This is a genomic window from Solwaraspora sp. WMMB335 (genome assembly GCF_049179075.1).
Lineage (GTDB): Bacteria > Actinomycetota > Actinomycetes > Mycobacteriales > Micromonosporaceae > Micromonospora_E.
Genome location: NZ_JBMHMF010000001.1, coordinates 1,793,962 through 1,820,298 on the forward strand (window position 1 = coordinate 1,793,962; position 26,337 = coordinate 1,820,298).

The window sequence follows — 26,337 nt, forward strand, 5'->3', positions numbered from 1 at the left end:
GGCGCCACCTCACCAGGGTACGCGGCCAGCCGACCCGCGCGGGGCCGCGGCAGCTCCGGCCCGCGGTCAGGTGTTCGGGGTGTCCGTGGCGTCCGGGCGGGTCGCGGCCTGATCGGCGATTTCCCGTGGCAGTCGGAGCGGCAGTGGCTCCCGTACCGGCTTGGCCTCCTGGCCACGGACGACCACCAGGCCATGCAGCGCTTCGGTGAGCGGGCCGGCCACGGCCGGATCCGCGGCGGCCGGACCCTGGAAGAGACCACGGACCATCCAGCGAGGGCCGTCGATTCCGACGAAACGCAGATCGGTCTGCCCGTCCGGGGTACGCACCCGGGCCACCAGCTCCGGGCCGTAGGCACCAACCGTCTCCTGCACGGAGGCGCCGTCGCGGCGCAGCGACTCGCCGATCTCGGCCCGGACCTCCGCCCAGATGCCTTCGCTGCGGGGTGCGGCGAAGACGCCCAACTGCAGGGCGCTGCCCCGGTTGGCGAGCACCACCTGCTGGATCGCGCCGTCGGGGTTGGCCTGGACGCGGACCTCCACCCCGTCGATCGCGGGAATCTGCAGGCTGCCGAGGTCGAGCCGGCGCACCCCGGCTGGCGCTTCGGTCACGTCGTACGGACCGACCTGCGACGCCGCGGCGGAAACGTCCTCGCGGGGCTCGAGATCCGTCTGCCCGTCCTGGGCGTGCCGGCCGCGCCCGCGACCGCGGGAGAAGACCACGATGCCAACCTTCCGTTCATGCTGTGCGGGTCCGCGGCGGACCGCCGCGACACCGGGTACGTGGGGCTTTCAACAGCGAGTATGGGCCATCAGTCGGTCGGGTTCGCGGTCGTGGTCAGACCGGCGTGCCCACCGGTCGACCCGTGACCGCCGGACCCGCGCACGGAGTCCGGCAACTCGTCGACAACGGAAAAGACCGCTGTTTCGACGCGTTGTATCACAAGCTGGGCGATGCGGTCGCCTCGGCAGATCTTTGCGGGACGCACCGGATCGTGGTTGATCAGGTTCACCATGATCTCGCCGCGATACCCGGCGTCGACGGTGCCCGGAGCGTTCAGCAGTGTCACGCCCAGCCGCGCGGCCAGTCCGGACCTGGGGTGCACCAGTCCCACGTACCCGGTCGGCAACGCGATCGCCACCCCGGTACGGATCAGCGCCCTGGCCCCGGGCGCCAGCTCGACGTCCTGCGCCGCCGTCAGATCGGCGCCGGCGTCGCCTGGATGGGCGTAGCCCGGCAGCGGCGACTCCGGATCGAGTCGGCGCACCAGCACCCGTACCGTCTCGTTCAACTGGCCCCCTCATTCCCGTGTGGTCGACGCACCGGCGCGCCCGGTGACCGGGCGCCCGCCGGGTCGGTCGGCATGTGGTGCCACCCGACCCGTACTCTCGGACGACGTGGCCGCCAGTACCGACCGCGACACACCGTACCGGGCCGAGATCGCCTACCGGGAGCGGCTCCGCCTGCCCTGGTGGCTGTGGGCCAGCGGGCTGGCGCTAGCCGCCTTCCTCGCCGCCGAGATCTGGCTGGGCACCTCGGGGACCCGCGCCTGGCTGCCGTTCAGCGTACTGCTGCCGCTGACCACTGCCGGGCTGTGGTGGCTCGGTCGAGTCCCGATCCGGGTCACGGCCGATGAACTGCAGGTCGACGACGCCCGCCTGCCGCTGCGCTTCGTCGCCGAGGTCGTCGCTCTGGACACCGACGGGCGTCGGGAACTACTCGGCGTGGGCGCTGATCCGCTGGCGTTCGTCATCCAACGGCCCTGGATCGGCGGTGCCGTCCAGATCGTGCTGAACGACCCGGCCGATCCCACCCCGTACTGGGTGATCAGCAGCCGGGAGCCGGTGCGGCTGGCCGCCGCGATCCGTCGGGCCGGGGATCACCCGCAGACCGGCGACAACCCGGCGGACGGCTGAGACTCACGGTCCGATCGCCGGTGGCGCAGGTGGATGCATCACCCCGAGCGCCCGCCGTTGGGAACGCAGATCCGCGCGTACCCGATCGGCGAGTGCCCGGGTCGCCCGGCGGTTGAGGTAGCTGGCCACCGCCGCTCCGGTCAGAAACGGTCCAAGGGTGGTCAGGTTGCGGCCGACGCGACGCATCAGCAGGTCACTCAACTCCCGTCGGGCCGCCGTGCCCAGTACTGCGCCGACCCCGACGCCGGGCACCATCGGATTGACTCCCCGCTGGCTCGCCCACGCGTGGATCAGGTTGACCGCCCGTTCCGTGCCGGTGCCCGGCATCGGCACCCCGTACACCTGATGCAGTTCGCCGAGCAGCTTGAGCTCGACGGCCACCACCGCGACCGTCTCGGCGGCGAGCAGCACCGGTGCGGAGAGCAGGGTCGGGGTGGCCGCCCACTGCACGGCGGCGACGCCGCCGCCGGCCGCCCCGATGCCGGCGCTGGCCCGGGCGGCGTTGCGGATCAACCGGTCGGCCAGCGCCTCGTCATCGAGATCAGGGTGGTGCCGGCGCAGGGTAGCCAGGTCACGGACCGGGATGTACGGAGCCACGTCCGACACCGCCTGAACCAGCCAGCGGACCGCCGCCGTCGGCTTGAACAGCTCGCTCACACCGCGCTGTCGGATCTGCTCGACCAACCGGCCCAGCAGGCGACGCCGCTGGTGAGCCGGTACGTCGTCGGCGGTCAGCTCGGCCACGGTGGCCTCGAAGCGGTCCGCCGTGCCCGGGTCAGGCAGGTCGGGCGGGTCCACCTGGCGGTCGGGGTCGGTCATGCGCACCTCCGGGGAGGTAGGTCGGGGCGCCGGCCAGCGGCCCGGACGGCCCTACGGTGGCTGCGGCGACCTCGATGTCGAGGCCGCCGCGGGTCCCCCTCTTTGTTCCCCGGTGCGATCAGGCGCACTCGCGACAGATCAGCTCGTTGTTCCGCTCGACGGCGAGTTGGCTGCGGTGGTGGACGAGGAAGCAGCGGGCGCAGCGGAACTCGTCCGACTGCATCGGCAGCACCTTCACCGTCAGTTCCTCGTCAGCCAGGTCGGCGCCAGGCAGCTCGAAGCTTTCCGCCACCTCAGCCTCGTCCACATCGACGGCACCCGACTGTGAGTCGACGCGCCGTGCCTTGAGCTCCTCCAGGCTGTCCTCGCCGAGGTCGACCTCGTCGCGACGCGGAGCGTCGTAGTCGGTGGCCATCGGTTCACTCTCCCGTATCGTTCAGTCGCTTCCGGTGATAACGCCGGACGACGGTAATTCGGTTCCCATGCGGGCCCTCGTGGGTGCCACCACCCCGGCGGACGTGCCGTTTTGTCCCGGTTTGCGGCTGCCGCAGGAAACTCCCCCCGCGAGCGCGGTACCTTACCCCCCTCTGGCCGACGCATGTATACCGCCCTTGTGGGTTTCATGGACGCCCAGACGCCGGAAGTTGTTCCCAATGTGATTCAGGCGACACGACAATAGGGGCGTGCCACCACCGATCACCGCCGGCACGCCGCGCACCGGGCACTGTTTCCCGCGCCGGAGGGACAACGGCTAACCTCACCGGCATACTCGGTAGTCGCCGGTGAGGCGGGCCCGTGCCCGGCACCGCCACACCTTGCAGGGAGCCAAACTCATGAGCTTTGCGCGCGTGCGAGCGCTCGTCGTCGTCGGCGGCCTGGTCGTGTTCGCCCTGATCTTCGTGGTCGTCGCCATGTTGCGCGACACCCAGGGCGGCGCCGCCGACGCCGCATCGTGCCCGGACGGTTGGGTGCTGGCCGACGTGCAGCTACGCGAGGCCAAGGACGTGCGACTCAATGTCTACAACGCGACCGACACCAGCGGGCTGGCCGGCAACATCGCCGACGACCTGAGCAACCGCAAGTTCCAGGTCGAGGAGGCCGCCAACGACCCGGAGGGCCGACGCATCGACGATGTGGCCGTGCTGCGCTACGGTCCGAAGGCGGTCGGCTCCGCGCACCTGCTGCGGGCGTACTTCCTCGACCAGGCGAAGACCGAGTACGACCCGGCCCGCGAAGACGACATCGTCGACGTGGTGATCGGCAACGCGTTCCGGCAGCTGGCCACCACTACCGAGGTCAACCAGTCGCTGGCCGCTCTCGGCAAGCCGGTGTTGCCGCCACAGACCTGCGCCGCGCCCGAAGACTGACGCTTCCCGAAGACCGATCCGTCCGGCGCGCGGGCCACCGCGCCGTGCGGACGGATCACGGACCCGTGCGGACGGATCACGGACCGCCGGCGGCGTCGAGCCGGCTCAGGTGCTCGGCCAGGTCACCGAACAGCGGCGGTGGGGCGGCGACCAGCATTCGTGGCCCGGCCGGCGCGTCGCCGAGTCCGGCGACGACCAGGCCGGCCTCAGCGGCGACCAGCCCGCCGGCCGCGTGGTCCCAGAGGTTCAACCCCTTCTCGAAGTAGCCGTCCACCAGTCCCTCGGCGGCCAGGCAGAGGTCGAGCGCCGCGGCGCCGAACCGACGGATGTCGCGCACGTGCGGCATCAACCCGACCAGGACCTGCGCCTGGTGCACCCGACGGGCGGCGTCGTAGCCGAACCCGGTGGCGATGAGCGCCTGGGCGAGGTCGGACTGGGCGGAACCGGACAGCCGCCGGCCGTCGCGCAACGCGCCGCCGTCGCGGGTCGCGGTCCACTCGGCGCCGGTGGCCGCGTTACGCACCACCCCGGCGACCACGGCACCGTCCACCTCGGCGGCGAGCGAGACCGCGTAGTTCGGCAGGCCGTAGAGGTAGTTGACCGTGCCGTCGATCGGGTCCAGAATCCACCGCACCCGGGCGGGTGCCGCCGGTGCGGAGTCGCCGTACTCCTCGCCCAACACGGCGTCGGCCGGGCGTAGCTCGCGCAACGCCGCGACCACCTGGCGCTCTACCGCCCGGTCGGCGGCGGTCACCACGTCGGTGGCGGTGCTCTTGGTGGCCAACCCCCATACGCCGTCGCGACGCATGTCCTGAGCGGTACGGGCGGCGTGCCGCACTACCTCGACGGCGATTTTTACTAAATCGTCCGGATTTGGTGCCTGATCTGTCATGATCTCCCCCTCGTTCCGACCAGACGTGAGACGCTGCCTGCGGACCCCGCCAACCACATCAGCCGGGTGGCCAACGGTAATGACCCGTCTGGCAGGGGTAACATCCTGTCAAAGTCCACGTTCGTCCCAAGTTGGTGGCCCCTGACCGGCGGCTGGCTCGCGCGTGGCGGGATGATGGCCGCAAACGGCGTTACAATTCACGCCTGCCCACGTGTCACGGTTCGCCGGTTCAGCCCGGTGGATCGGCGCGGGGGTCACACAATCACAACCGGCACGTCGCTCCGCGCTGCGGTGGCCGGTCCGGCCGTGCTCGCTCATCGCCTCCGGAAGGTCATTCGTGACAGAACTCCGCCACACCGGCGCCGACGTACGCTCGCTAACCGACACTCTGATTGCGCATGCCGAACAGGCCGGCGGTCAGCTCACGTCGGCCGAGGTCGCACGGACGGTCGAGTCCGCCGAAGTGACTCCGGCCCAGGCCAAGAAGATCCTCCGGGCGCTCGCCGACGCCGGCATCACCGTCGTGGTGGACGGCTCGGCCAGCACCCGGCGCCGGGTCACCGCGGCCCGTGCCGCCACGCCGGCCTCGAAGGCCACCACCGCCAAGACCGCCCGCAAGACACCGCCCGCGCCCAAGCAGGCCCCGGCGCCGGAAACGGCGACTCCGACCGCTGCGGGCACCTCCGGGGCGGTCCCGGCCAAGAAGGCCGCCGCCCGCAAGGCCACCACGGCGGCGGTGCCGACCGCCAGCCAGAACGGTTCTCCGCCGGACGAGGGGTCAGCCACGCCGTCGGCGACGAAGGCGGCCCGTGCCCGTGGCGCCAAGGCGGCGGGCGCGGGCACGGCCGGCAAACCCGCGGCCACAGACGCCAAGCCGGCGGGCGCCGCCGGCAAGCCCGCGCCGGGCAGGCCGGCCGCGGGCAAGGTCCCCGCCAAGGCCGGTAAGGCCACCGCGAAGGACGCCGGCGACGGCGCCGAGACTCCCGAAGAAGAGATCGATCCCGAGTCGCTGGCGGCCGAGATCGAGGACGTCGTGGTGGAGGAGCCGGCGGAGCTGGCGCAGGCCGCCGAAGCCGACGCCACGCGGGACAACGACTTCGAGTGGGACGACGAGGAGTCCGAGGCGCTCAAGCAGGCACGTCGGGACGCCGAACTGACCGCGTCGGCCGACTCGGTCCGCGCCTACCTCAAGCAGATCGGCAAGGTGCCGCTACTCAACGCCGAGCAGGAGGTCGAGCTCGCCAAGCGGATCGAAGCCGGGCTGTACGCGGCCGAGCGGTTGCGTGCCGCCGAGGAGAGCGAGCAGCGGCTGGCCATCCAGCTCTCCCGGGATCTGGGCTGGATCTCCCGCGACGGCGAGCGGGCGAAGAACCACCTGCTGGAGGCCAACCTGCGACTGGTGGTGTCGCTGGCCAAGCGCTACACCGGCCGTGGCATGGCCTTCCTCGACCTCATCCAGGAAGGCAACCTCGGCCTGATCCGCGCGGTGGAGAAGTTCGACTACACCAAGGGCTACAAGTTCTCCACCTACGCGACCTGGTGGATCCGCCAGGCGATCACCCGCGCCATGGCCGACCAGGCCCGCACCATCCGCATCCCGGTGCACATGGTCGAGGTGATCAACAAGCTGGGTCGCATCCAGCGCGAACTACTCCAGGATCTGGGCCGGGAGCCCACCCCGGAGGAGCTGGCGAAAGAGATGGACATCACACCCGAGAAGGTGCTGGAGATCCAGCAGTACGCCCGGGAGCCGATCTCGCTGGACCAGACCATCGGCGACGAGGGCGACAGCCAGCTCGGGGACTTCATCGAGGACTCCGAGGCAGTCGTGGCCGTGGACGCGGTCTCCTTCTCCCTGCTGCAGGACCAACTGCAGCAGGTGTTGCAGACCCTGTCGGAGCGCGAGGCCGGCGTCGTCCGACTGCGTTTCGGGCTCACCGACGGGCAACCGCGGACGCTGGACGAGATCGGCCAGGTGTACGGCGTCACCCGGGAGCGGATCCGCCAGATAGAGTCCAAGACCATGTCCAAGTTGCGGCATCCGTCGCGTTCACAGGTACTTCGCGACTATCTGGATTGACCGGATCCGGTCAACCCAATGTGTAACTTTGGTCACTTGGCGTCTACCAAGGCCAGGTCATCACGCCATTGCCCGGCGGTGATCGTTGACGTGGCACCCTTGGTACACGGCACACTGTGCCTACCAGGTGTGAGCCCGGTCCCGCAGGGGCACACCGGGAAGGCGGGAGCTCCCGCCGGTGTTGGACGATGGGTGACAGACCGAAGAGTGTGTTCATCGGTGACGACCAGAGGAGGAAGGCGATGACCCCGACTCTCACGCCTCCGGAAACGGTGGATGCCCTAGGCGCCGATGAACGGTGCGACCGGTGCAACGCGGCCGGGAAACTACGGGTGACCCTGGCTGGCGGTAGCGAGCTGGTGTTCTGCGGACACCACGCGAACAAGTACGCCGACGATCTGGTCAAGATCGCGGTGCAGTTCAAGGCCGACCCGGAGTTCACCTGGCGTGGTGCCGATCTGATGGCAAACTGACACGAGAAGTACGAGCACGACACATAGTGCGGCCGGGGGTCCCAGCGAAGGGCCCCCGGCCTCGCTGTCCACGTCGCCAGTTCCGTGCCTAGGACCGGACGGGATGAGGCCTGGGCGGCCGTGGTCGGGTGCTGGGCGGCCGACCGGGCCTACAGCGTCTGCACCATCGCGATCCGCTCCTCGAGCTGCTCGATCGTCGCCTGGGCGCTCGGCGGACCACCGCAACGCCGACGTAGCTCCGCGTGGATCTTGCCGTGCGGCAGTCCGGTGCGGTGGTGGTGGGCCGCCACCAAGGCGTTGAGCTGGCGACGCAGCACTATCCGACGCTCTCCGGCAGTACGGGGGGCGGTCGGTTGACGGGCGGCGGGCACTACCTGCTCGACCGGCCGGTCCCGCCGCTGCGCAGCCAGTTGCTCGGCCTGCCGCCGGTTCAGCAGCGCCGCCACCTGATCGGGGGTGAGCAGCCCGGGCAGGCCGAGATACTCCTCTTCCTCCGGGGTGCCGGCCTGGGCGCCGGTGCCGAACGAGGCCCCGTCGAAGATGACCTGATCGAGTTCGGCGGTGGCGGACAACGCCTCGAACCGCTTTTCGAGTTCGCCGCTGGCCTGCTCGTTGCGCTGGGCGCGCTCCAGCAGGTCGTCATCGAAGCCTTCGCGCTTGTTGGCCGCGCCCAGCACGTGGTCCCGCTCGGCTTCCATCTCGCTGGCCAGCCCGAGCAGGTGCGGGACACTGGGTAGGAAGACGGTGGCCGTCTCACCGGAGCGACGGGCCCGCACGAACCGGCCGATCGCCTGGGCGAAGTACAGCGGAGTGGACGCGCTGGTCGCGTACACCCCGACCGCCAGCCGGGGGATGTCGACCCCCTCGGAGACCATCCGGACCGCCACCAGCCACCGCTGCTCGGCGGCGGCGAACGAGGCGATCCGGGCGGAGGCACCGGCGTCGTCGGACAGCACCACCGCCGGCCGGTCGCCGGTGATCCGCTCCAGCAACCGGGCGTACGACCGGGCCGCCGCCTGGTCGCTGGCGATGACCAGGCCGCCCGCGTCGGACATGCCGCCGGCCCGCAGCACGCCGAGTCGGGCGTCTGCGGCGCGCAGCACCTGCGGCATCCAGTCGCCGGCCGGATCCAGCGCGGTCCGCCAGGCCTGGGCGACGAGTTCCTGCGTCATCGGTTCGCCGAGCCGGGCCGCCAACTCGTCTCCGGCGCTGGTACGCCACCGAGTCTGGCCCGAGTACGCCAGGAACAGCACCGGTCGGACCACCCCGTCACGCAACGCGTCCGAGTAGCCGTACACGCTGTCCGCCCGGGACCGGGGCAGGCCGTCGCCGCCGGCCTCGTAGCGGACGAACGGGATCGGGTTGTCGTCGGAGCGAAACGGCGTGCCGGTCAGCATCAGCCGGCGTACGGCCGGTTCGAACGCCGCCTTGATCCCGTCGCCCCAGCTCCGGGAGTCTCCGGCGTGGTGGATCTCGTCGAGGACGACCAGGGTGCGTCGGGTCATCGTCCGCCGCCGGTGCACCTGCGGAGCCATCCCGACCTGGGCGTAGGTGATCACCGCGCCGTGGAAGTCGGCGGCCGAGTGCAGATCGGCGTTGCGGAACGCGGCGTCGAGCTGGATGCCGACCCGACCCGCCGCCATCGCCCACTGCGTCTTCAGATGCTCGGTCGGCGCGACCACGGTGACCGCTTCGACGGTGCCGTCAGCGAGCAGTTCCGCGGCGATCCGCAGGGCGAACGTGGTCTTGCCCGCGCCGGGGGTGGCTACCGCGAGGAAATCCTCGCTGCGTCGCCGTAGATACTCAACCAGTGCCCGACGCTGCCAGCTGCGCAGCGCCGGGAACGTGTCGACCGTCGGCATGGTGGCCGGCACGCGTACCCCTTTCCGCCGCGATCCGGCGGGCCGAGCCACACCGGTCGCCGACGATGACAACCTCACCAGGAACTGTCTGCACCGCACCACGAAAAGGCCCCCGCGACCGTCTGGACGCGAAGGCCGATCAGGTCCGGCTCAGCCGGCCATCGATTCGTAGATCTCCTTGCAGCGCGGGCAGACCGGCGACCCGGGTTTGGGAGTCTTGGTCACCGGGAAGCGCTCACCGCAGAGGGCTATCACGAAGGTGCCCATAACGGCACTCTCCGCAATCTTATCTTTGCGGACGTAATGGAACATCTCCGGGCCGGTGTCGGCATCCTTGACCTCAGGACGCTCGAGAACCTCGGTGCTCACGTCGTCTCCCACCTCCAAGCCGAAAGTCTGGCAGTTCGCGGTGTACGGGTCCAACGTCCGGCACGGCTCTCCGCCCCCGTACCGTGGTGATCATGGCAGATTCCGCAGGCCACACCGGGCCGTTGCACTACGACATCCAGTACGGCGCCGAGGTGGCCGACGCCCGCCGGGACGGACGGGCCATCGTCGCCCTGGAAAGCACCATCATCGCACATGGGCTGCCTCGACCGGACAACCTGCGAGTTGCCCGGGAAATCGAGTCCACGGTGCGGGCCACCGGGGCGGTACCGGCGACCATCGGGATGCTCGACGGCCAGCTGCGGATCGGCCTCGACGACACGCAGCTGGCCCGGCTGGCCGGCAGCGGTCCGGTCGCCAAACTGTCCGCCCGCGACCTGGCGGTCGCCGCGGCGACCGGGGTCAACGGCGCCACCACCGTCGCCGCCACCAGCGCGGTTGCCGCCGCAGCCGGGATCGAGGTGTTCGCCACCGGTGGGCTCGGCGGTGTGCACCGGGAGGCGGCCCAGACCTTCGACGAGTCGGCCGACCTGGTGACCCTGGCGCGGACGCCGGTCACGGTCATCTGCGCCGGGGTCAAATCGATCCTGGACGTGGCAGCGACGTTGGAGCGGCTGGAGACCCTGGGCGTCTCCGTCGCCGGCTATCGCAGCCGCCGGTTTCCCGGCTTCTTCGTCACCGACGGCGGGCACGATCTCGACTGGTCCCTCGATTCGCCGGAGCAGATCGCCCAGGTCATGCGGGCCCGCCGCGAGCACGGCACCGGCGCCGGCGCGCTGGTGGTGGCGAACCCGTTGCCGCCGCACGAGCAACTGGACCCGGCGCTGCACGACGCCACGCTCTCGGCCGGGCTGTCCCGTCTCGCCGCCGAGGGCGTCACCGGAAAGGCGGTGACCCCGTTCCTGCTCGCCCATTTCCACTCCGCGACCGCCGGCGCCAGCCTGGCGGTCAACATCCGGATCATTCTCCGCAACGCCGAACTCGCCGGCCGGGTGGCGGTCGCCGCCGGCCGGGCCGCGACCGGTGAGCGCAGCCCGGACAGTGCGCTGACGTGAGCCAACCGGGTCGGATCCTGGTCGTCGGCGATCTGGTCACCGACGTGGTGGCGGTGCTCGCCGGCCCGCTGGCGACCGGATCGGACACCGCTGCCACGGTTCGGTTGCGCGGTGGTGGTCAGGCGGCGAACACGGCGGCCTGGCTGGCCACGCGGCGCCTGCCGGTCACCCTGGTGGCGGCGGTGGGCGACGACGAGGTTGGCACTGCCAGGCTGGCGGAACTGACCGCCGTCGGCGTGGACCTGGCCGTACGGCGCTGCTCGGGCACGCCGACCGGCACCGTGATCGTGCTGGCCCATGCCGACGAGCGATCCATGATCGCCGACCGGGGAGCCAACCTCTCGCTGTGTCCGACCGACGTCGACACCGCGCTGGCCCGGTCCCCGGACGCCGTGCACCTGCACCTGTCCGGCTATCCGCTGCTGGATCCCCGTACCCGCCCGGCCGGACGGCACGCGCTCGCCGCCGCGCGGGCCGCCGGGCTGACGACCAGCGTCGACGCCGCCTCGGCGGCACCGCTGCGGGCCGCCGGGCCGGCCGGGTTCCGCGCCCTGGTCGCGGGTGCCGACCTGCTGCTGGCCAACACGGACGAGGCAACGGTGCTCGGCGTCGCCGACGGCGGACCGGCGGCGGCCGGCGTACGGCATCTGGTGATCAAGCGGGGCGCCGCCGGCGCCGTCTGGTACGGCCCGGAGGCGGTCGTGGCCAGCAGACCGCCCGCTGCCGAGGTGATCGACGTGATCGACCCGACCGGGGCCGGCGACGCGTTCGCCGCAGGCCTGCTGGCCGCCTGGGTGGCCGGGGCGGATCCGGCGGCCGCACTCGCCGCGGCGGGCCGGCTCGGTGCCACGGCCGTAGGGCTGATCGGCGCCCGGCCGCTGCCGGTGACCACGGCCGACGCCGGCGACCTCACGGATCCACGTCGATGACCGCGCCAGGCGGTGGTGCCTGAGCCGGCACCGCGGTCACCGCCGGGGTGCCGTCGTCGATTCGCCGGTACGACCGCCCGATCAGCCGGTGCCGGTCCTTCGGCGGGCGGTCGTTGGCGAGCAGGACGGCAAGCCAGGGCACCAGGATCATGCCGATCGCGCACAGCGGCAGCCAGAGCCACAGCAGCGGGGCCTCGGCCGTGACCAGGACAGCGCCGACGACGAGGCAACCGCCCCGGATGGACATCATGATCACGTACCGGCGTTGCCGGCTCCGCAACTGGTCGCTCTGGCTCACCGCTGCGTCGGTGATGACGGTGGGGCGGTCGGTGGTTCGTCGCACCGGAGCAGTCCCTCCTGCCGGGTCGTCCCTACCGGGCCGTCCCTGTCATCGTCGCATCCCTCGCCCGGCGATGTGCCGGCCGCCCGGCGATCCCTCGGGCCGAGCGCCGACGCGCGACGCCGTACCACGATCGTGTCACGCTGCTGGAGTGGGCAACCGGTGCAGCTTCACAGATTCTTGACTATCAATGTGATGAACGGCATACTATGCATGGATGTTAGCGCAAACATCGGACTCGGCACCCTCGTCAGGGTAATTCTCACGAGATCGGTCCACACCATGCCATCCACCATCACCAGCTCCCCACCACCCCGCTCCCGTCCCCGCCACCGGATTCTGGCCAGCGCTCTGGGCGCACTGGTCCTGATGCCGGTCGCCGTCCTTGCCGGCACGTCGCCGGCCAGCGCGGACACCCGCCAGTTCAGAGGTGTGAACTGGGCCGTCCTGGGCGACAACTTCGTCACCGGTCCACTCGTGCTCGACGGGCTGAGCCAATCGGACAGCTACTCGACCGTCCGAGCCAAGGCGGACGCCATCTACACCGGGTTCGACAATCAACTCGGCGTCAATACCGTGCGGTTGCCGGTCAACACCCACACCGTCGGTTCATCATGGTGGAACGCCTATCGCGGCACGATCGACGCCGCTACCGCCAGAGGGTTCAAAGTCATCCTCGCCTATTGGGAGGACGGCGCGGCGTCCGGCGGCCGGATCACCAACACCGCCGCCTTCAACTCGATGTGGGACACCGTCATCGCGCAGTACGGTTCCAACAGCCTGGTCCACTTCGAACCGATGAACGAACCCCACGGCTACAGCGCCACCGAATGGACGAACCTCGCCGCCTCGTGGATCAACGCACGTCCGTCGATCCCAAGAGGCCGGATTTTCGTGGGTGGCACCGGTTACAGCCAGGACATCAGGCCGGTCTGCGCCGACAGCCGCCTCGACGGGACCCTCCTGTCCTATCACCACTACACGTTCTTCTACGGCGAGCGGGACTACGCCGGCTGGGTCCAGAGCTTCCGCGAACGTCTGGGCGACTGTGCGTATCGCGCGGTCGCCACCGAGTTCGGCGCCCAAATGGATTTCGGTCTGAACTACAACGACGCCGGCAGCACCAACAACTTCGTCCGGTACTTCCGGGCCGTCACCGACTCCATGCGGGACCTCGCCATGGGTTCGGTCTACTGGCCCGCGATCGGGGGCAAGATCAGCGAGTACGGCTATGACCGGTACTCCATGTTCGTGCTCCAGGGCAGCGGCACCAACCTGACCCTGAGCATCCGCAACGCCACCGGGGCCGACCGCCTCAGGCACGGCTGGGGCGACGGTGGAGGCGACACCGCGACGGTCACCCTCACGATGCGGCACTCGGCCAAATGCGTCGACGTGATCAGCGCCTCGACCGCGGACGGGGCCGAAATCGCCCAGTACGTCTGCAACGGCGGCAGTAACCAGCGCTGGGAATTCCAGGACCTCGGCGGTGGCTACTACCGGATCGTCGCCCGGCACTCCGGGAAATGTGTCGACGTGGATGCCGCCTCGACCGCCGACAGGGCCAGGATCATCCAGTGGACCTGTCACGGCGGCCAGAACCAGCAATGGCAGGTGCAGGACGCCGGCAGCGGCTATGTACGCCTGGTCGCGCGTCATTCCGGCAAGTGCCTCGACGTCGCGAACAGCTCCACCGCCGACGGCGCCCGGCTGACCCAGTTCAGCTGCGGCAGCGGGCAGAACCAGCAGTTCACGCGAAACGCGGCATGAGAATTTCCATCCGTCGGTGTCATCGATGGACGACGCGGGCCTGGCCCGGGGCTGACCCGGGCTAGGCCTTCGCGGCCTTGGCCGCCGCCTTCATCTGCTGCTTGTGCTCACGCACCCGGAGCAGGGAGTCCTCGTCGACGATGTCGGCCACCGACAGATGTGTCCCGGCACGGCCGAACTCCCCTGCCGCCTCGCGCCAGCCCGGCGGTGTCACCCCGTACCGTTTGCCCAGCAATGCGAGAAAGATCTGCGCCTTCTGCTTGCCGAACCCGGGCAGCTCACTGATCCGAACCAGAGCGGTCGCTCCGTCGGTGGCCTCGGTCCAGATCCGCGCCGGATCACCGCCGTACCGGTCCACGACGATCCGGCAGACCTGCTGGACCCGGGCGGCCATCGCCTTGGGGAAACGGTGCAGCGCCGGCCGTTGCGCAAAGATCTCGATCAGTTCCGCCTCGTCGAACTCGGCCAGCTCGCGGGCGTCCGGCCGGTGCCCCAGCCGGACCGTGAGGTCGTACGGTGCGGAGAAGGCCCGCTCCAGGGGCACCTGCTGGTCCAGAATCATCGCGACGAGCACCGCCAGTGGGCTGTGCTGCAGCAACTCGTTCGCCTCCGCCTCGATGGGCAGTGCCAATGTCATGTGTCTTATCCTGCCGGATCGGGCACCGAACACACCCGCCGCAGCCCTACGAAAGGTTCCCCATGACCACGGTGAACCCGTCACCCCGCCCGCCGCTGGCCGAACAGCTCGACCTGGCCGCCCACCCGGAGGGCGGCTGGTACCGGGAGACCTGGCGGTCGACGCATCGGTTCACCCCGGACGGATACCCGGGTTCCCGACAGGCGGCGAGCGCGATCTACTTCCTGCTGCATCCGGGCGAACGGTCGCGGTGGCACGTGGTCCGCTCCGACGAGCTCTGGCTCTGGCACTCGGGTGGCCCGCTGACCCTGCGACTCGCCGGCGACGGCGATCGACCGGCGGCCGACCCGGTCGAGTCGGCCCTCGGTCCCGACCTCGCCGCCGGTCACCGACCTCAGCTGTTGGTGCCCGGCGGGGTCTGGCAGGCCGCCGCGCCGGCCGGGACGGAGCCGGTCCTGGTCAGCTGCGTGGTCGCACCCGGCTTCGACTTCGCCGACTTCCGACTGGTGTGACCAGCCGACACGCACCCCGACATGCATCCGTCAACGAGCCGGATCACCGACTTCGACCAGGCAGGATGGCACCGTGACCGATGAGACGACCGGGTACCCCGCGCTGCTCGACGCGGCCGGGATCGACCAGCTTCGGACCGCGCTGAGCGCAGCCGGGTTCACCTCGACCGGGATCGCGCAGCGGTTGGGGCCGCAGGCCACCTCGGCAGTCGCGCGCAACGACTACCGGACGGCCCTTCGACGCACCGCGGACGGCGACCCGCTCGCCACCTTGATCCGGCTGTACGTCTGCGCGCAGACCGAGTCGACGGCAGCCGTCAGCTCCGCGTTGGCGCCGCTGCCGCTGGCCGACGCGCTGGGCGCCGGTCTGGTCGAGCCGGCACCGGACGGGTCCGGCCTGCGCCAGGGCGTCGACCTGGAGCCGTACGGTGACACCTGGTGGGTCATCTCCGACGTACCGGCGCATGTGCGACCCGGCCGGCCACTCGCCGCCGACCATGTCCTCGGCATCGGTGGTTCCTCGACCACCCTGGCCGGTGCCGTCGCCCGACGCCCGGTCGGCAGCGCGCTGGATCTCGGCACCGGATGCGGCGTGCAGGCCCTGCACCTGTCCGGGCACGCCGAGCACGTCACGGCCACCGACCTGTCCGCCCGGGCACTGCGCTTCGCCGCCACCACTGCCGCCCTCAACGGCCAGCGGTGGGAGCTGCTGCACGGCGACCTGGTCGAACCGGTCACCGGTCGCCGTTTCGACCTGGTGGTCAGCAACCCGCCGTTCGTGGTCGGTCCGGGCACCGCGACCCACACGTACCGCGACTCGGGCCGCATCGGTGACGGTGTCTGCGCCGAACTGGCCGCCGCGGCACCCGACCTGCTGGCCGAGGGCGGCACCATGCAGTACCTGGCCAACTGGATGCACGTCGCCGGCGAGGACTGGACCGAACGCGTGGCCGGCTGGCTGGCCGGCACCGGGCTGGACGGATGGGTGATCCAGCGGGAGGTCGCCGACCCGGTGTCGTACGTCAACCTGTGGCTGGCCGATGCCAGCGAGGGCCCGGACGCACACCGGGCAGCCGCCTGGCTGGACTGGTTCGACGCGCAGAAGGTGGAAGCCGTCGGCTTCGGTCTGGTCACGCTGCGCCGCAGCGGGCACGCCGAGCCGGTGGTGCGGGTCGAGGAGCTGCGCCAGCAGGTGGCGCCGCCGCTGGGCGACCGGATCGACGAATGGTTCGACCGGCAGGAGTGGCTGCGTGCCCGCGACAGCGCTGGGCTGCTCGCGGCACGTTACCGGGCCGCCGACGGACTGCGGCTGGTCCAGGAGGCCAGCATCGGCGAGGATGGTTGGCTGGTCGACCGGCAAACCATCGCCATGACCAACGGGTTGCGCGGCACCGAGGAGATAGACCCGCTGGTACTCGCACTGATCGGTGGCTGCAACGGCCAGCTGGCCGTGCGCGATCAACTGGCGGTGCTGGCCGCCGCGCACGACGTCGCCGAAACCGAGCTCGCCGAGGCCGCCACGCCGATCCTGGCGCGGCTGGTCGAACGCGGCATCGTGATGCCGGTTTGAGCGGCTGACCGGCATGCGGGCGGTGGTACAGACGGTCAGCCGGGCCTCGGTCACGGTCGACGACGACGTCGTCGCGTCCATCGGCCCTGGACTACTCGTGTTGGTCGGCGCGACCCACAGCGACAGCGTCGGCATCGCCGCCGAGCTGGCCCGCAAGGTGTACGAGCTACGGATCTTCCCACCCGACGAGGTGGCCCGTGCCGCCGCGGTCGGCGGGCACGGTGCCGGCGCGGGCGAACGGTCGGCCGCTCAACTCGGCGCTCCGGTACTGGTGGTCAGCCAGTTCACCCTCTACGGCGATACCCGCAGGGGCCGACGGCCGAGCTGGTCCGGCGCGGCCCCGGCCGAGGTCGCCGAGCCGCTCCTCACCGCGTTCGTCGACGCGTTGGCCGCGCGTGGTGCACCGGTACAGACCGGCCGGTTCCGGGCGCACATGCTGGTGGAGAGCGTCAACGTCGGGCCGCAGACAATTCTGCTGGAGCTGTGACCCGCAGTGACCGGCCGGCCGTGACCGCAGCCGAATCGCAGCGGTGCCCGGCCGGAATCCGCCCGGTGCTGCTCCCGGTTTCATGCCACCTCCCGCTCTCCTCACCTCGACTTCACGCCCCAACCGCCAAGCTGGTTGTCACCAGCGGCGCACCGCTGCTGGCCACGACTTGTCGACGCGGGGAGGCGACTGAGAGTGGTTACACGCGTTACCGAGGACAACATCAACTCCACCGTTGCGGTCACCATGGACGGTCAGCACGATCTTGACAGCACCGATGACCGGGGCGCCTCCGCCGATCTGGTCCGCGCATACCTCAACGGGATCGGTCGCACCAAACTGCTGACCGCCGTACAGGAGGTCGAGCTGGCCAAGCGGATCGAGGCCGGGCTGTTCGCGGAGGAGAAACTCGCCACCGTGAGCCGGCTCTCCGCAGCGATGCGAGCCGATCTGGCCGTCATCGTCGCCGAGGGCCGTGCGGCCAAGGACCACCTGCTGGAGGCCAACCTGCGGCTGGTGGTCAGCATCGCCAAGCGCTACACCGGCCGTGGCATGGCCTTCCTCGACCTCATCCAGGAAGGCAACCTCGGCCTGATCCGCGCGGTGGAGAAGTTCGACTACAGCAAGGGTTACAAGTTCTCCACCTACGCGACCTGGTGGATCCGCCAGGCGATCACCCGCGCCATGGCCGACCAGGCCCGCACCATCCGCATCCCGGTACACATGGTCGAGCAGGTCAACCGCATGGTGCGGGCGCGTCGGGACCTGGCCACGACGCTGGGGCGCGAGCCCACGATCGGCGAGATCGCCACCGCGATGGCGGTGCCCGATTTCCAGGTCATCGAGTTGATTTCGTACGATCGAGAGCCGGTCAGCCTGGACCAGGCCGTCGGCGAGGACGGGGAGAGCGCGTTGGGCGACTTCGTTGCCGCGGTCGACCCACGTGACCAGAGCGAGACGTCCGTCTCCGAGGGCAGACTGCGCAACGAGGTGGAGATCGTCCTGGCGACCTTGTCCCAGCGCGAGCAGGCGGTGATCAGGCTGCGGTTCGGCCTCGACGACGGCCGTCAGCGCACGCTCGACGAGGTCGGCCGGGAGTTCGGGCTCTCCCGCGAACGCATCCGCCAGATCGAGAAGGTCACCCTGCTCAAGCTGCGTCACCCGTCGCGCGCACAACGGCTGGAGGCGTACACCGGCTGACCGCAGCCGGTGGATCGGGGGCCGGTGGATCGGGGGGCCGGGTGGTCGGGGGTCGAGGGGGACCCGCCCGACCACCCGGCCACCGCTGGCACCGCTGGCACCGCTGGCACCGGTCAGAGCCGGCGGGGTCCGGTGTCCGGGCGCGGTGTGGGCGGCCCGACGTCGACGCTGGCATGCAGCACCGCCAGTCCGTGCGGCCGGACCAGCACCGGGTTCAGCCGCAACCCGCGAACCCGGGGCTGCTCGTCGGCGAGCCGGCCGACCCGCAGCAACAGGTCCACCAGAGCGTGCCGGTCGACCGATCCGGCACCACGGTATCCGCGCAGCAGTGGTGCGGCCCGCGGCTCGTCGACCAGTTCGGCGGCGTCGCGGTCGGTCAACGGCGCGGTACGCCACGCCCGGTCGCCGAGCAGGTCAGTCGCCACACCACCCAGCCCGAACCCGATCACCGGCCCGAAGGTCGGATCGGTGACCAGTTCCACCACGCAGGCCACGCCCGGCGCCACCATCCGCTGCACCAGCACCTGGCCGCTGCTGAACCGCCCGGCTATGTCGTCGTACGCCCGCTCGACCTCATCCGCTCCGGTCAGGTCGAGCCGCACCGCACCGAGATCCAGCCGGTGCCGCAGGCCCTCCGCCGCCGCCTTGAGCACCACCGGATAGCCCAGCGTCGCCGCGGCGGCCACCGCGTCCGCCGCCGACGCCGCCGGCAACGCGTCGACGACGTCCACGCCGTACGCGGCGAGCAGCCGGGTCGCCTCGACCGGCTCCGCGGCCAAGGCGGCGGTGGCAGCTGCGGGCACGACGCCGGACACATCTGGCAGAGTGCCCGGCGGCTGGCGCAACCAGTCTGCGTAGTCGGCGACCATGGCCAGCGCCCGCACCGATTCCTCGACCGACGGATAGGTCGGCACGCCGGGCGGCGGCTGGCCCACCAGCAACGTCGCCACCGTCGGTTTGTCGCCGGCGAGTGCGACACTGGCCAGGGCCGACGTGAAGTCGGCGTCCTCGTCTGCCAGTTGCCCCGGCAGCGGCGGCGCGAACACCACGACCAGCGCGTCGACCCCGGGGTCGACCGCGGCGTCGGCGAGCGCGTCGGCGAACTCGTGCGCTCCCGCCTCGGGCGCCACCGTCCGCGGGTACCCGCCGGCCACGGTGAGCCGCCGCAGCCGGCACGCGGCGGCGGCCAGCGCGGTCAGCGCCGACGAGTTGCCGACCACGCCGACCCGCCGACCCACCGGCAGCGGTTGATGGGCGAGCAGCGCGCCGACGTCGAACATCTCAGCGACGGTGTCGACCCGGATCACGCCCGAGTGGGCGAACAGCCGGGTGACCCCCGCCGCGTCCGGTCCGCAGGGAGCAGGGTCCGCCGGTCCACTCGGAACCGCGTCCACCGGTCCGCTCGGAACGGGGTCCACCGCAGCCGCCGGTGCCGGTCGGGCCGCGGCGGCCAGCGCCACGATCGGCTTGGTCCGGCCGATCCGGCGGGTCAGCCGGGCGAACTTGCGCGGGTTACCGAACGTCTCCAGGTAGAGCAGGATCACGTCGGTGCCCGGGTCGTCCTGCCAGTACTGCAGCAGGTCGTTGCCGGACACGTCCGCCCGGTTGCCGGCGGAGACGAACGTGGACAACCCGAGCCCGCGCCGGTCGGCCTCGGCCAGCAAGGCCACCCCCAGCGCTCCGGACTGGCTGAAGAAGCCCACCCGGCCGGCGGGTGGCAGGCGGGGAGCGAGCGTCGCGTTGAGCCGGATTCGCGGGTCGGTGTTGGCCACGCCGAGGCAGTTCGGGCCGACCACCCGCAGCCCGGCGACATGCGCGGTACGGATCAGCTCGCGCTGTGCCGCCGCACCGGCCGACCCGGTCTCGGCGAACCCTGCCGAGACCACCACCACGCCGTGGGCGCCGGCCGCCGCCGCGTCGGCGACCACGGCGGGCACGGCGTCCGGCGGGACCGCGACCACCGCCAGGTCCACCGGCCGGCCCGCGTCGGCGGCGTGCCGGTAGGCGGGCAGCCCACCGATGCGGTCGACGCCGGGATGTATCGGAACGACATCGCCGGTGAAGCCGCCGTCGCGCAGGTGGCCGAGGATCGCCGCGCCGATGCCCTGCCCGGTGGCGCTGGCGCCATAGACCGCCACCGCCCGCGGGGCGAGCAGCAGCGCGATCGAGCGTGCCTCGGCACTGTGCTCGCGGTTGCGCTGCACCTGCAGCGAGGCCTCGGTCGGCGCGATCGGGAAGCTCAGGTGGACCACCCCGTCGGCGTACCGCCGGCGGACCTGGTAGCCGGCGTCGGAAAAGACCCGCAGCATCGGCGCGTTGACCGGCAGCACCTCGGCGACGAACGACTCGATGCCCTCGGCGCGGGCCGCCGCGGCCAGGTGTTCCAACAGCACCGAGCCGACTCCCCGACCCTGGTGGGCGTCCTCGACCACGAACGCGACCTCGGCTTCGGCGGCGTCCGGCCCCAACCGGTCGTAGCGGCCGACGGCGAAGATCCGGTCGCCGGAGAGCACCACGAACGCCTCCCGGTCGTGGTGGTCGACGTTGACGAACCGGTGCAGGTCGCGTTCCGGGATCCGCGGGTACGGCGAAAAGTAGCGCAGGTAGCGGGTGCGCTCGGAGAAGCGGGCGTGCATGGCCACGATGGCGTCGGCGTCGCCGGGGCGGATCTGCCGGAGGTGGACGGTGGTGCCGTCGCGCAGCAGCACGTCTGCCGATCGGTCCATCATGCTCAGTCTCGGGGATCGTGCGGATCGAGGCCGTGCAGCGGGAACACCGCCTTGCGGGTCGCCATGATCGCCCGATCGACCGGATCGGGATCGCCACCCGGCTGCCAGGGTCGGTAGGCCAGCTCGACGTCGTCGGTCATCCGCAGCGGTACCTGTCGGCCCGGGCACCGGGCCGCGGCCAGTTCCCGCCAGCGCACCGGGGTCAACGTCGCCGGCTCCAACGGCGCGCCGGTGGCGATCGCCAACAGGTGGGTCCAGGCCCGGGGGACCACCTCGACCAGGGCGTACCCGCCACCGCCGGTGGCGACCCAGCGTCCGGCGCACAGCTCGTCGGCGAGTTCGCGCAGCGCCAGGTACGCCGCCCGCTGGCCGTCCACGCTCAGCCGCAGGTCGGCGAGCGGGTCGAGCCGATGCGCGTCGGCGCCGCACTGGGTGAACAGCACCTGCGGCGCGAACGCCCGCAGCATCGACGGCACCACCGCGTGGAACGCCCGCAGCCAGCCGGGGTCGTCGGTGCCCGACGGCAACGCGACGTTGACCGCGCTGCCGTGCGCGCCACGGCCGCCCACCTCGTCGGGGAAGCCGGTGCCGGGGAACAGCGCCAGTGGCGTCTCGTGCAGGCTGACGGTGAGCACCCGGGGATCGTCGTAGAAGATCTCCTGCACCCCGTCTCCGTGATGCACGTCGATGTCGACGTACGCGATCCGCTCGGCGCCCAGGTCGAGCAGCCGGGCGATGGCCACCGCCGGATCGTTGTAGACGCAGAACCCGGCGGCCCGGCCCGGCATCGCGTGGTGCAGTCCGCCGGCCACGTTGACCGCCCGGCGGGCCCGGCCCTGCCAGACCGCCTCGGCGGCGGCCAGTGTCGCCCCGGCGACCAACGCGCTGGACTCGTGCATGCCGGCGAACGTGGGATTGTCCGGGGTGCCGAGCCCGTAGCCGGAGAAGAACGGGTCGTCGTGGGCCACCCGTACCGCGTGCAGGTAGTCGGGGCGGTGCACCCGGGTCAGCGCGGCGTCGTCGGCCGGCTCGACCGGGCCGTGCACCCGCACGCCGGGACGTTGCAGCAGGCCGTACTCGCGGGCCAACGCGATGGTCAACTCGACGCGTACCGGGTCCAGGGGGTGGTCTCCGAGGTCGTAGCCCAACAGCCGCTCGTCCCAGACCACCAACGTCCCGTCCGCCATCGGGCCATCGTCGCACGCTGCCGGCCGGGCCGGCAGCGTGCGTGACGTTCCGGGGGCGTGGCCGGCAGCGTACGCGTGACGGTCAGCCGGGTGCCTCGCCGGTGGCGACGGGCCGCTGCGGGTCGGTGATCCACTCGCTCCACGAACCGGCGTACAGCGCGGCGTCGGTGCGCCCGGCCCGGTGCAGGGCGAGCACGGTGTGCGCGGCGGTCACCCCGGACCCGCAGTAGGCCCCGACCGGGGTGTCCGGACGCAGCCCCGCCGTGACGAAGCGGTCGGTCAGCGTCGCCGCGTCGTGCAACCGCCCGGCCTCGTCGACGTGCACTCCGGTGGGCAGGTTCACCGCACCGGGGATGTGGCCGGCGACCGGGTCGACCGGTTCGGCCTCACCGCGGTAACGCTCCGGTGTCCGTACATCGAACAGCAGCCCGCCCCGGCCGGCGAGCCGGCCGGCGGCGGTCGCGTCGAGGACCGGGAGTCCACCGACACACACGGTGACGTCGCCGGGAACCGGTGCCGGCACCTCGGTGGTGACCGGCTGGCCGGTGGCCAGCCAGGCCGGATAGCCCCCGTCGAGGACCCACACCGGCCGGTGCCCGGCCCAGCGCAGCGTCCACCAGGCGCGGGCGGCGGCGAGGCCGTCACCGCCGTCGTACACCACCACGGGGTACCCGGCCCGCACCCCGGCGGCGCGCAGTGCCACCTGCAGGCCGGCGGGCTCCGGCAGCGGGTGACGGCCGCCGCTGCCGGGCGGGCCGCACAGCTCAGCGTCGAGATCGACGAAGACCGCACCGGGCAGGTGCCCGGCACGGTAGTCGGCCAGCCCCGGCGGGCCGCCCAGCCGCCAGCGGACGTCGAGCAGGGTGGGCGGCTCGCGGCCGGCGGCGAGTGCGGCGGCCAGGGTACCGGCCTCGACGATAGGGTCATCACCAACAAACACGGGCACAGTCAACACCACACGGCCCGTGCCTGTCCGCTGCCGATCGCCGTTACGGCTGCTCGTCGGCTATGCGGGTAGCATTGAACACCTGGAGGGCAGCTGACCGTGAATGATCTTGTCGATACCACAGAGATGTATCTGCGCACCATACTCGAACTCGAAGAAGAGTCGGTCCCCCCGCTACGGGCGCGCATCGCCGAGCGGTTGCACCAGAGCGGTCCCACGGTCAGCCAGACGGTCGCCCGGATGGAACGTGACGGACTGCTCACCATCGAGGACGACCGGCATCTACGGCTCACCGGCCTCGGCCGGGAACAGGCGGTTTCCGTGATGCGCAAGCACCGGCTCGCCGAACTGCTCCTGGTCAACGTCATCGGCATGCCCTACGAGGAGGCCCACGAAGAGGCCTGCCGGTGGGAACACGTGATGAGCGACGCCGTGGAGAAGAAGGTCTACGACCTGCTCAACCGTCCGACCCGGTCGCCGTACGGCAACCCGATTCCCGGCCTGGACGCGCTCGGCGGTGGGCCGTCGGTGTCCGTCGACGCCGACGGTGGCGCCGAGACCGAACGCAACCTGGCCTTCCCCGGCCTGACCGGGACGGTCGTCGTGCGGCGGATCTGCGAAAGCGTGCAGACCAACGCCGACGTGCTACGCCAGTTGCACGCCGCCGGGGTCGATCCGGGTGCCACGGTCACCGTCGCCCAGGAACGTGACGGGGTGACCATCGACCGGTCCGGCGACAAGATCCACCTGCCGCGCGAGGTCGCCTCACGGGTGTTCGTCGCCGTCGGCGACAACGGCCGGTCCCTGGCCGCCGTGTCCGCCTGACGCCCAGACCCTGACGCCCAGACCCTGACTTGCGGACCCGGCCGGCGGCGCTTCGACGGCCGAGTCCCGTCCCTGCTGGCCGGTCCCGGTCACCGCTGGCCGGTCCGTAGCTGTCAGTCACTTCTTTCGGTTGGCGTGCACCCACCGGGCGAGGTCGACCATCTTCGGTGCGAGTTCCACCGCGGAAAGCTCGTCGTCACCGACCGCGAAGGTCCAGCGGACACTCATCAGCTTCGGGTCCCCGGTGATCCAGTTGACCTCCAGTGCGGCTCCGTACCCGGTGTCCGGATCGGGCTTGATCGGGACCCAGTAGGCCGCCTTGCCGAGATCCTTGATCTCCTTGGCACCGACCGGAGCGACGTCGTTGGCGAAGACCGAGGCGCTCGCCCTGGTTTCCGAGATGGACACCACGAGATCCGGCAACGGCTCTGCGGCCGGGCGCAGGATGCACGACTGCGTCTTGCCGCTGCTGCTGGCCGCCGCTACCTCGAACCGGAACCCCACCTTTTCCTCGATCACGTCGTAGTCGAGCATCGCGCAGGCACCACCGGCCTCGGCGACCGGCGGCCGGGGCACCTCCGGGTACGGCTCGACCGGACTCGGCGACGGGCTGGCCGCTGACCCGCCGGACGGCTGCGCCGTCTCCGTCGCCGCAGCCTGGTTGGTGCAGCCGGTGGCCAGCAGCAGCGACACGCCGGCCCCGATCGCCCGCAGCCGAACGCCCACAGTGACCTCCCACGGGTCAGACTGGTGGAAAAAGCGGATTGTTCGTCGCACACCGTACGGCTTCCGTCGTTGCCACGAAAGCCCGCCATCGGGTGTCGTGCGGCCGGGATCCGCAGCATCCGTCAAACGAGGTAGGGGCAGTGCCGGCAGCCCTGCTCACAGCAGGTGCCGCGGCTGGCGAGAAACGCGGCGGTGAGCACGAACAAGCCGGTGGCCGGGTCGAGGTAGCCGGGCGCACCGGCGTCGAGCGCGGTCGCGTGCGCGGCCAGGATCGCCTGGTGATCAGGGTGATCGGCCGGCAACCGGGCCGGATGCGGTTCGGTGAGCGGGCGGTCCGCCAGCGGCAGGCGCCGCCCCCGCTGGCGTGCCATGCCGGTGACCCTACGCAGTTGACGGGTGTGGTACCACTCGTGGGTCCCCGCCGCTGCCGCCGGCACCGACCAGGAATTGGAACAGACCGCGATGACCGAGTACGCCCTGCTGATCCACCCGTCGGCGAACCGGGTGTACGCCGAGTCCGCCGCCCGCCTGGCAGCCGGTGAGCTGGCCGTCTTCGGTGACCGGGCGTTGGCGCGACGGCTGACCGGGATCGAGGTCACCGCGATCGGCGGAGTGCCGTACGTGACGTTCGACGGCGCCGAGTTGACCGGCCGGGACCTGTCGGTGCTGGCCAACCTGTCCGCCCGGTACGCGCTGTTCGCCCGCGAGGGCGACCTGCTGCGACCGGTCGCGGTGACCGGCCGGGACCGCTTCGACAGCGACCTGATCACCATCCCGAAGTACGCCGGCAAGACCAACGAGCAGTTCACCAAGCTGCTGCTGAACGTGACCGCGCTGGCGACGACCGACCCGCTCGGGCCGGACTCGCCCCCGCTGCGGATCCTCGACCCGATGTGCGGCCGGGGCACCACGCTCAATCAGGCGATGATGTACGGCTGGCACGCCGCCGGGGTGGAGATCGACGGCAAGGACTTCGACGCGTACGCCGGGTTCATCCGTACCTGGCTCAAGCACAAGCGGCTCAAGCACTCGGCCGAGATCGCGCCCGTGCGCCGCAACCGCACGCTGCTCGGCCGCCGGCTCGCGGTCACCCTGGCGGCCAGCAAGGACGACCACCGGGCCGGGCGGACCGTCGATCTCACCATGGTGCACGCGGACACCCGCCGCTGCCGGGACGTCTTCCGCGCCGGCGGCTTCGACGCGATCGTCACCGACGCGCCGTACGGGGTGCAGCACGGCACCCGCGGCCAGGCCGACCGGTTGACCCGGGACCCGCTCGGGCTGCTCGCCGAGGCGTTGCCCGGCTGGGTGACGCTGCTACGACCGGGCGGGGCGCTCGGCATCTCCTGGAACACCCTGGTCGCCGCCCGCGACGACCTGGCCGCGCTGTTGGTCGAGGCGGGTCTGAAGGTGGCGGACGGGCCCGGGTACGACCGGTTCGCCCACCGGGTCGACCAGGCGATCGTCCGGGACCTGATCGTGGCCCGCCGGAGCTGAGCCCCGAAACTCAGGTCTGTTCACGTCGCCCGCCATTATCAACATATATCGCACCTGGGGACTTGTGGCAAGACCCGGGTCGTGCCGCAGAATCGCTGTCCGACAGCAGTTTCTGCGACATTTACCGATCGCT

The 26,337-nt window shown here is 71.3% G+C and carries 27 protein-coding genes; 13 read left to right on the forward strand and 14 right to left on the reverse strand.

Features of this window, described 5'->3' with window-relative positions:
• Positions 1–66 precede the first annotated feature (66 nt).
• Together ACN27F_RS07375 and dut are read right to left on the reverse strand one after the other, a co-directional pair.
• Complete coding sequence (locus ACN27F_RS07375; RefSeq protein WP_421431863.1) at positions 67–720, reverse strand: DUF3710 domain-containing protein; 654 nt, start codon at positions 718–720, stop codon at positions 67–69.
• 89 nt (positions 721–809) lie between these two features.
• Complete coding sequence (gene dut, locus ACN27F_RS07380; RefSeq protein WP_421431864.1) at positions 810–1,289, reverse strand: dUTP diphosphatase; 480 nt, start codon at positions 1,287–1,289, stop codon at positions 810–812.
• 106 nt (positions 1,290–1,395) lie between these two features.
• Here dut and ACN27F_RS07385 point away from each other — a divergent pair, with 106 nt between their 5' ends.
• A complete protein-coding gene (locus ACN27F_RS07385; protein ID WP_421431865.1) occupies positions 1,396–1,914 on the forward strand; it encodes a DUF3093 domain-containing protein in 519 nt (172 codons plus the stop codon).
• A gap of 3 nt (positions 1,915–1,917) precedes the next feature.
• On the opposite strand, the gene ACN27F_RS07390 is transcribed toward ACN27F_RS07385, so the two are convergent.
• Together ACN27F_RS07390 and ACN27F_RS07395 are read right to left on the reverse strand one after the other, a co-directional pair.
• Positions 1,918–2,733 carry a hypothetical protein gene (locus ACN27F_RS07390; RefSeq protein ID WP_421431867.1) on the reverse strand — a complete coding sequence of 272 codons (816 nt, stop codon included), beginning with the start codon at positions 2,731–2,733 and terminating at the stop codon, positions 1,918–1,920.
• A gap of 118 nt (positions 2,734–2,851) precedes the next feature.
• On the reverse strand, positions 2,852–3,148 hold the full coding sequence (locus ACN27F_RS07395; protein WP_282226412.1) for a DUF4193 domain-containing protein: 297 nt from the start codon (positions 3,146–3,148) through the stop codon (positions 2,852–2,854).
• Positions 3,149–3,581: 433 nt separating this feature from the next.
• On the opposite strand from ACN27F_RS07395, the gene ACN27F_RS07400 reads away from it, so the two are divergent.
• Positions 3,582–4,100: a LytR C-terminal domain-containing protein gene (locus ACN27F_RS07400; RefSeq protein WP_421440029.1), complete on the forward strand. Its 519-nt coding sequence runs from the start codon at positions 3,582–3,584 to the stop codon at positions 4,098–4,100.
• A gap of 76 nt (positions 4,101–4,176) precedes the next feature.
• Here the strand turns inward: ACN27F_RS07400 and ACN27F_RS07405 are convergent, their stop codons facing one another.
• Entirely contained in the window at positions 4,177–4,992 is an 816-nt protein-coding gene (locus ACN27F_RS07405; RefSeq protein ID WP_421431868.1) for an inositol monophosphatase family protein, read from the reverse strand.
• A gap of 337 nt (positions 4,993–5,329) precedes the next feature.
• On the opposite strand from ACN27F_RS07405, the gene ACN27F_RS07410 reads away from it, so the two are divergent.
• Together ACN27F_RS07410 and ACN27F_RS07415 are read left to right on the forward strand one after the other, a co-directional pair.
• On the forward strand, positions 5,330–7,072 hold the full coding sequence (locus tag ACN27F_RS07410) for an RNA polymerase sigma factor (RefSeq protein ID WP_421431869.1): 1,743 nt from the start codon (positions 5,330–5,332) through the stop codon (positions 7,070–7,072).
• A gap of 242 nt (positions 7,073–7,314) precedes the next feature.
• Positions 7,315–7,545, forward strand: a complete 231-nt coding sequence (locus ACN27F_RS07415) for a DUF7455 domain-containing protein (RefSeq protein ID WP_123604458.1) — start codon at positions 7,315–7,317, stop codon at positions 7,543–7,545.
• 149 nt (positions 7,546–7,694) lie between these two features.
• On the opposite strand, the gene ACN27F_RS07420 is transcribed toward ACN27F_RS07415, so the two are convergent.
• Positions 7,695–9,419, reverse strand: a complete 1,725-nt coding sequence (locus tag ACN27F_RS07420) for a DEAD/DEAH box helicase (protein WP_421431871.1) — start codon at positions 9,417–9,419, stop codon at positions 7,695–7,697.
• 138 nt (positions 9,420–9,557) lie between these two features.
• Positions 9,558–9,776 carry a DUF3039 domain-containing protein gene (locus ACN27F_RS07425; RefSeq protein ID WP_421431872.1) on the reverse strand — a complete coding sequence of 73 codons (219 nt, stop codon included), beginning with the start codon at positions 9,774–9,776 and terminating at the stop codon, positions 9,558–9,560.
• Between the two features lie 92 nt (positions 9,777–9,868).
• Here ACN27F_RS07425 and ACN27F_RS07430 point away from each other — a divergent pair, with 92 nt between their 5' ends.
• Positions 9,869–10,849: a pseudouridine-5'-phosphate glycosidase gene (locus tag ACN27F_RS07430; RefSeq protein ID WP_421431875.1), complete on the forward strand. Its 981-nt coding sequence runs from the start codon at positions 9,869–9,871 to the stop codon at positions 10,847–10,849.
• A complete protein-coding gene (locus tag ACN27F_RS07435; protein ID WP_421431877.1) occupies positions 10,846–11,778 on the forward strand; it encodes a carbohydrate kinase family protein in 933 nt (310 codons plus the stop codon). The genes ACN27F_RS07430 and ACN27F_RS07435 overlap by 4 nt, the downstream gene beginning before the upstream one ends.
• On the opposite strand, the gene ACN27F_RS07440 is transcribed toward ACN27F_RS07435, so the two are convergent.
• The gene (locus ACN27F_RS07440; protein WP_421431879.1) at positions 11,759–12,121 is read right to left on the reverse strand and encodes a DUF3099 domain-containing protein; all 363 of its coding nucleotides are present in this window, start codon (positions 12,119–12,121) and stop codon (positions 11,759–11,761) included. The two genes, ACN27F_RS07435 and ACN27F_RS07440, sit on opposite strands and share 20 nt — an antisense overlap.
• A 72-nt stretch (positions 12,122–12,193) precedes the next feature.
• Here ACN27F_RS07440 and ACN27F_RS07445 point away from each other — a divergent pair, with 72 nt between their 5' ends.
• On the forward strand, positions 12,194–13,888 hold the full coding sequence (locus ACN27F_RS07445) for an RICIN domain-containing protein (protein WP_421431880.1): 1,695 nt from the start codon (positions 12,194–12,196) through the stop codon (positions 13,886–13,888).
• A 61-nt stretch (positions 13,889–13,949) separates the two neighbouring features.
• On the opposite strand, the gene ACN27F_RS07450 is transcribed toward ACN27F_RS07445, so the two are convergent.
• On the reverse strand, positions 13,950–14,525 hold the full coding sequence (locus tag ACN27F_RS07450; protein ID WP_421431881.1) for an HhH-GPD-type base excision DNA repair protein: 576 nt from the start codon (positions 14,523–14,525) through the stop codon (positions 13,950–13,952).
• Positions 14,526–14,587: 62 nt separating this feature from the next.
• On the opposite strand from ACN27F_RS07450, the gene ACN27F_RS07455 reads away from it, so the two are divergent.
• The 4 genes from ACN27F_RS07455 (at position 14,588) to sigB (ending at position 18,294) form a co-directional block, all read left to right on the forward strand.
• Entirely contained in the window at positions 14,588–15,037 is a 450-nt protein-coding gene (locus tag ACN27F_RS07455) for a cupin domain-containing protein (RefSeq protein WP_421431883.1), read from the forward strand.
• 73 nt (positions 15,038–15,110) lie between these two features.
• Entirely contained in the window at positions 15,111–16,607 is a 1,497-nt protein-coding gene (locus tag ACN27F_RS07460) for a DUF7059 domain-containing protein (RefSeq protein WP_421431885.1), read from the forward strand.
• Between the two features lie 13 nt (positions 16,608–16,620).
• Complete coding sequence (gene dtd, locus ACN27F_RS07465; RefSeq protein WP_421431887.1) at positions 16,621–17,094, forward strand: D-aminoacyl-tRNA deacylase; 474 nt, start codon at positions 16,621–16,623, stop codon at positions 17,092–17,094.
• Between the two features lie 246 nt (positions 17,095–17,340).
• Positions 17,341–18,294 carry an RNA polymerase sigma factor SigB gene (sigB, locus tag ACN27F_RS07470; RefSeq protein ID WP_421440031.1) on the forward strand — a complete coding sequence of 318 codons (954 nt, stop codon included), beginning with the start codon at positions 17,341–17,343 and terminating at the stop codon, positions 18,292–18,294.
• Positions 18,295–18,407: 113 nt separating this feature from the next.
• Here sigB and ACN27F_RS07475 read toward each other — a convergent pair whose 3' ends face one another.
• From ACN27F_RS07475 to ACN27F_RS07485, 3 genes are all read right to left on the reverse strand, one after another.
• Positions 18,408–21,020 (reverse strand): GNAT family N-acetyltransferase, encoded by a 2,613-nt coding sequence (locus ACN27F_RS07475; RefSeq protein ID WP_421431889.1) that lies wholly within the window; start codon positions 21,018–21,020, stop codon positions 18,408–18,410.
• A gap of 5 nt (positions 21,021–21,025) precedes the next feature.
• The gene (locus ACN27F_RS07480) at positions 21,026–22,210 is read right to left on the reverse strand and encodes an acetoin utilization protein AcuC (RefSeq protein WP_421431891.1); all 1,185 of its coding nucleotides are present in this window, start codon (positions 22,208–22,210) and stop codon (positions 21,026–21,028) included.
• A gap of 82 nt (positions 22,211–22,292) precedes the next feature.
• The gene (locus ACN27F_RS07485) at positions 22,293–23,150 is read right to left on the reverse strand and encodes a sulfurtransferase (protein WP_421431893.1); all 858 of its coding nucleotides are present in this window, start codon (positions 23,148–23,150) and stop codon (positions 22,293–22,295) included.
• 99 nt (positions 23,151–23,249) lie between these two features.
• Between ACN27F_RS07485 and ACN27F_RS07490 the strand changes: the two genes are divergently transcribed.
• Complete coding sequence (locus ACN27F_RS07490) at positions 23,250–23,981, forward strand: metal-dependent transcriptional regulator (protein ID WP_421440033.1); 732 nt, start codon at positions 23,250–23,252, stop codon at positions 23,979–23,981.
• A gap of 117 nt (positions 23,982–24,098) precedes the next feature.
• Here the strand turns inward: ACN27F_RS07490 and ACN27F_RS07495 are convergent, their stop codons facing one another.
• On the reverse strand, positions 24,099–24,707 hold the full coding sequence (locus ACN27F_RS07495; protein WP_421431895.1) for a hypothetical protein: 609 nt from the start codon (positions 24,705–24,707) through the stop codon (positions 24,099–24,101).
• Positions 24,708–24,829: 122 nt separating this feature from the next.
• A complete protein-coding gene (locus tag ACN27F_RS07500) occupies positions 24,830–25,078 on the reverse strand; it encodes a DUF5522 domain-containing protein (RefSeq protein WP_421431897.1) in 249 nt (82 codons plus the stop codon).
• Between the two features lie 25 nt (positions 25,079–25,103).
• On the opposite strand from ACN27F_RS07500, the gene ACN27F_RS07505 reads away from it, so the two are divergent.
• Positions 25,104–26,204 (forward strand): TRM11 family SAM-dependent methyltransferase, encoded by a 1,101-nt coding sequence (locus tag ACN27F_RS07505; protein ID WP_421431899.1) that lies wholly within the window; start codon positions 25,104–25,106, stop codon positions 26,202–26,204.
• The last annotated feature ends 133 nt before the right edge of the window (positions 26,205–26,337 follow it).

Coding starts and splice junctions, on each gene's coding strand:
- ACN27F_RS07390 (WP_421431867.1), bottom strand. CDS start 2,733: ATGACCGACCCCGACCGCCAGGTGGACCCGCCCGACCTGCCTGACCCG.
- ACN27F_RS07395 (WP_282226412.1), bottom strand. CDS start 3,148: ATGGCCACCGACTACGACGCTCCGCGTCGCGACGAGGTCGACCTCGGC.
- ACN27F_RS07405 (WP_421431868.1), bottom strand. CDS start 4,992: ATGACAGATCAGGCACCAAATCCGGACGATTTAGTAAAAATCGCCGTC.
- ACN27F_RS07415 (WP_123604458.1), top strand. CDS start 7,315: ATGACCCCGACTCTCACGCCTCCGGAAACGGTGGATGCCCTAGGCGCC.
- ACN27F_RS07430 (WP_421431875.1), top strand. CDS start 9,869: ATGGCAGATTCCGCAGGCCACACCGGGCCGTTGCACTACGACATCCAG.
- ACN27F_RS07450 (WP_421431881.1), bottom strand. CDS start 14,525: ATGACATTGGCACTGCCCATCGAGGCGGAGGCGAACGAGTTGCTGCAG.
- ACN27F_RS07455 (WP_421431883.1), top strand. CDS start 14,588: ATGACCACGGTGAACCCGTCACCCCGCCCGCCGCTGGCCGAACAGCTC.
- dtd (WP_421431887.1), top strand. CDS start 16,621: ATGCGGGCGGTGGTACAGACGGTCAGCCGGGCCTCGGTCACGGTCGAC.
- sigB (WP_421440031.1), top strand. CDS start 17,341: ATGGACGGTCAGCACGATCTTGACAGCACCGATGACCGGGGCGCCTCC.
- ACN27F_RS07475 (WP_421431889.1), bottom strand. CDS start 21,020: ATGGACCGATCGGCAGACGTGCTGCTGCGCGACGGCACCACCGTCCAC.
- ACN27F_RS07480 (WP_421431891.1), bottom strand. CDS start 22,210: ATGGCGGACGGGACGTTGGTGGTCTGGGACGAGCGGCTGTTGGGCTAC.
- ACN27F_RS07500 (WP_421431897.1), bottom strand. CDS start 25,078: ATGGCACGCCAGCGGGGGCGGCGCCTGCCGCTGGCGGACCGCCCGCTC.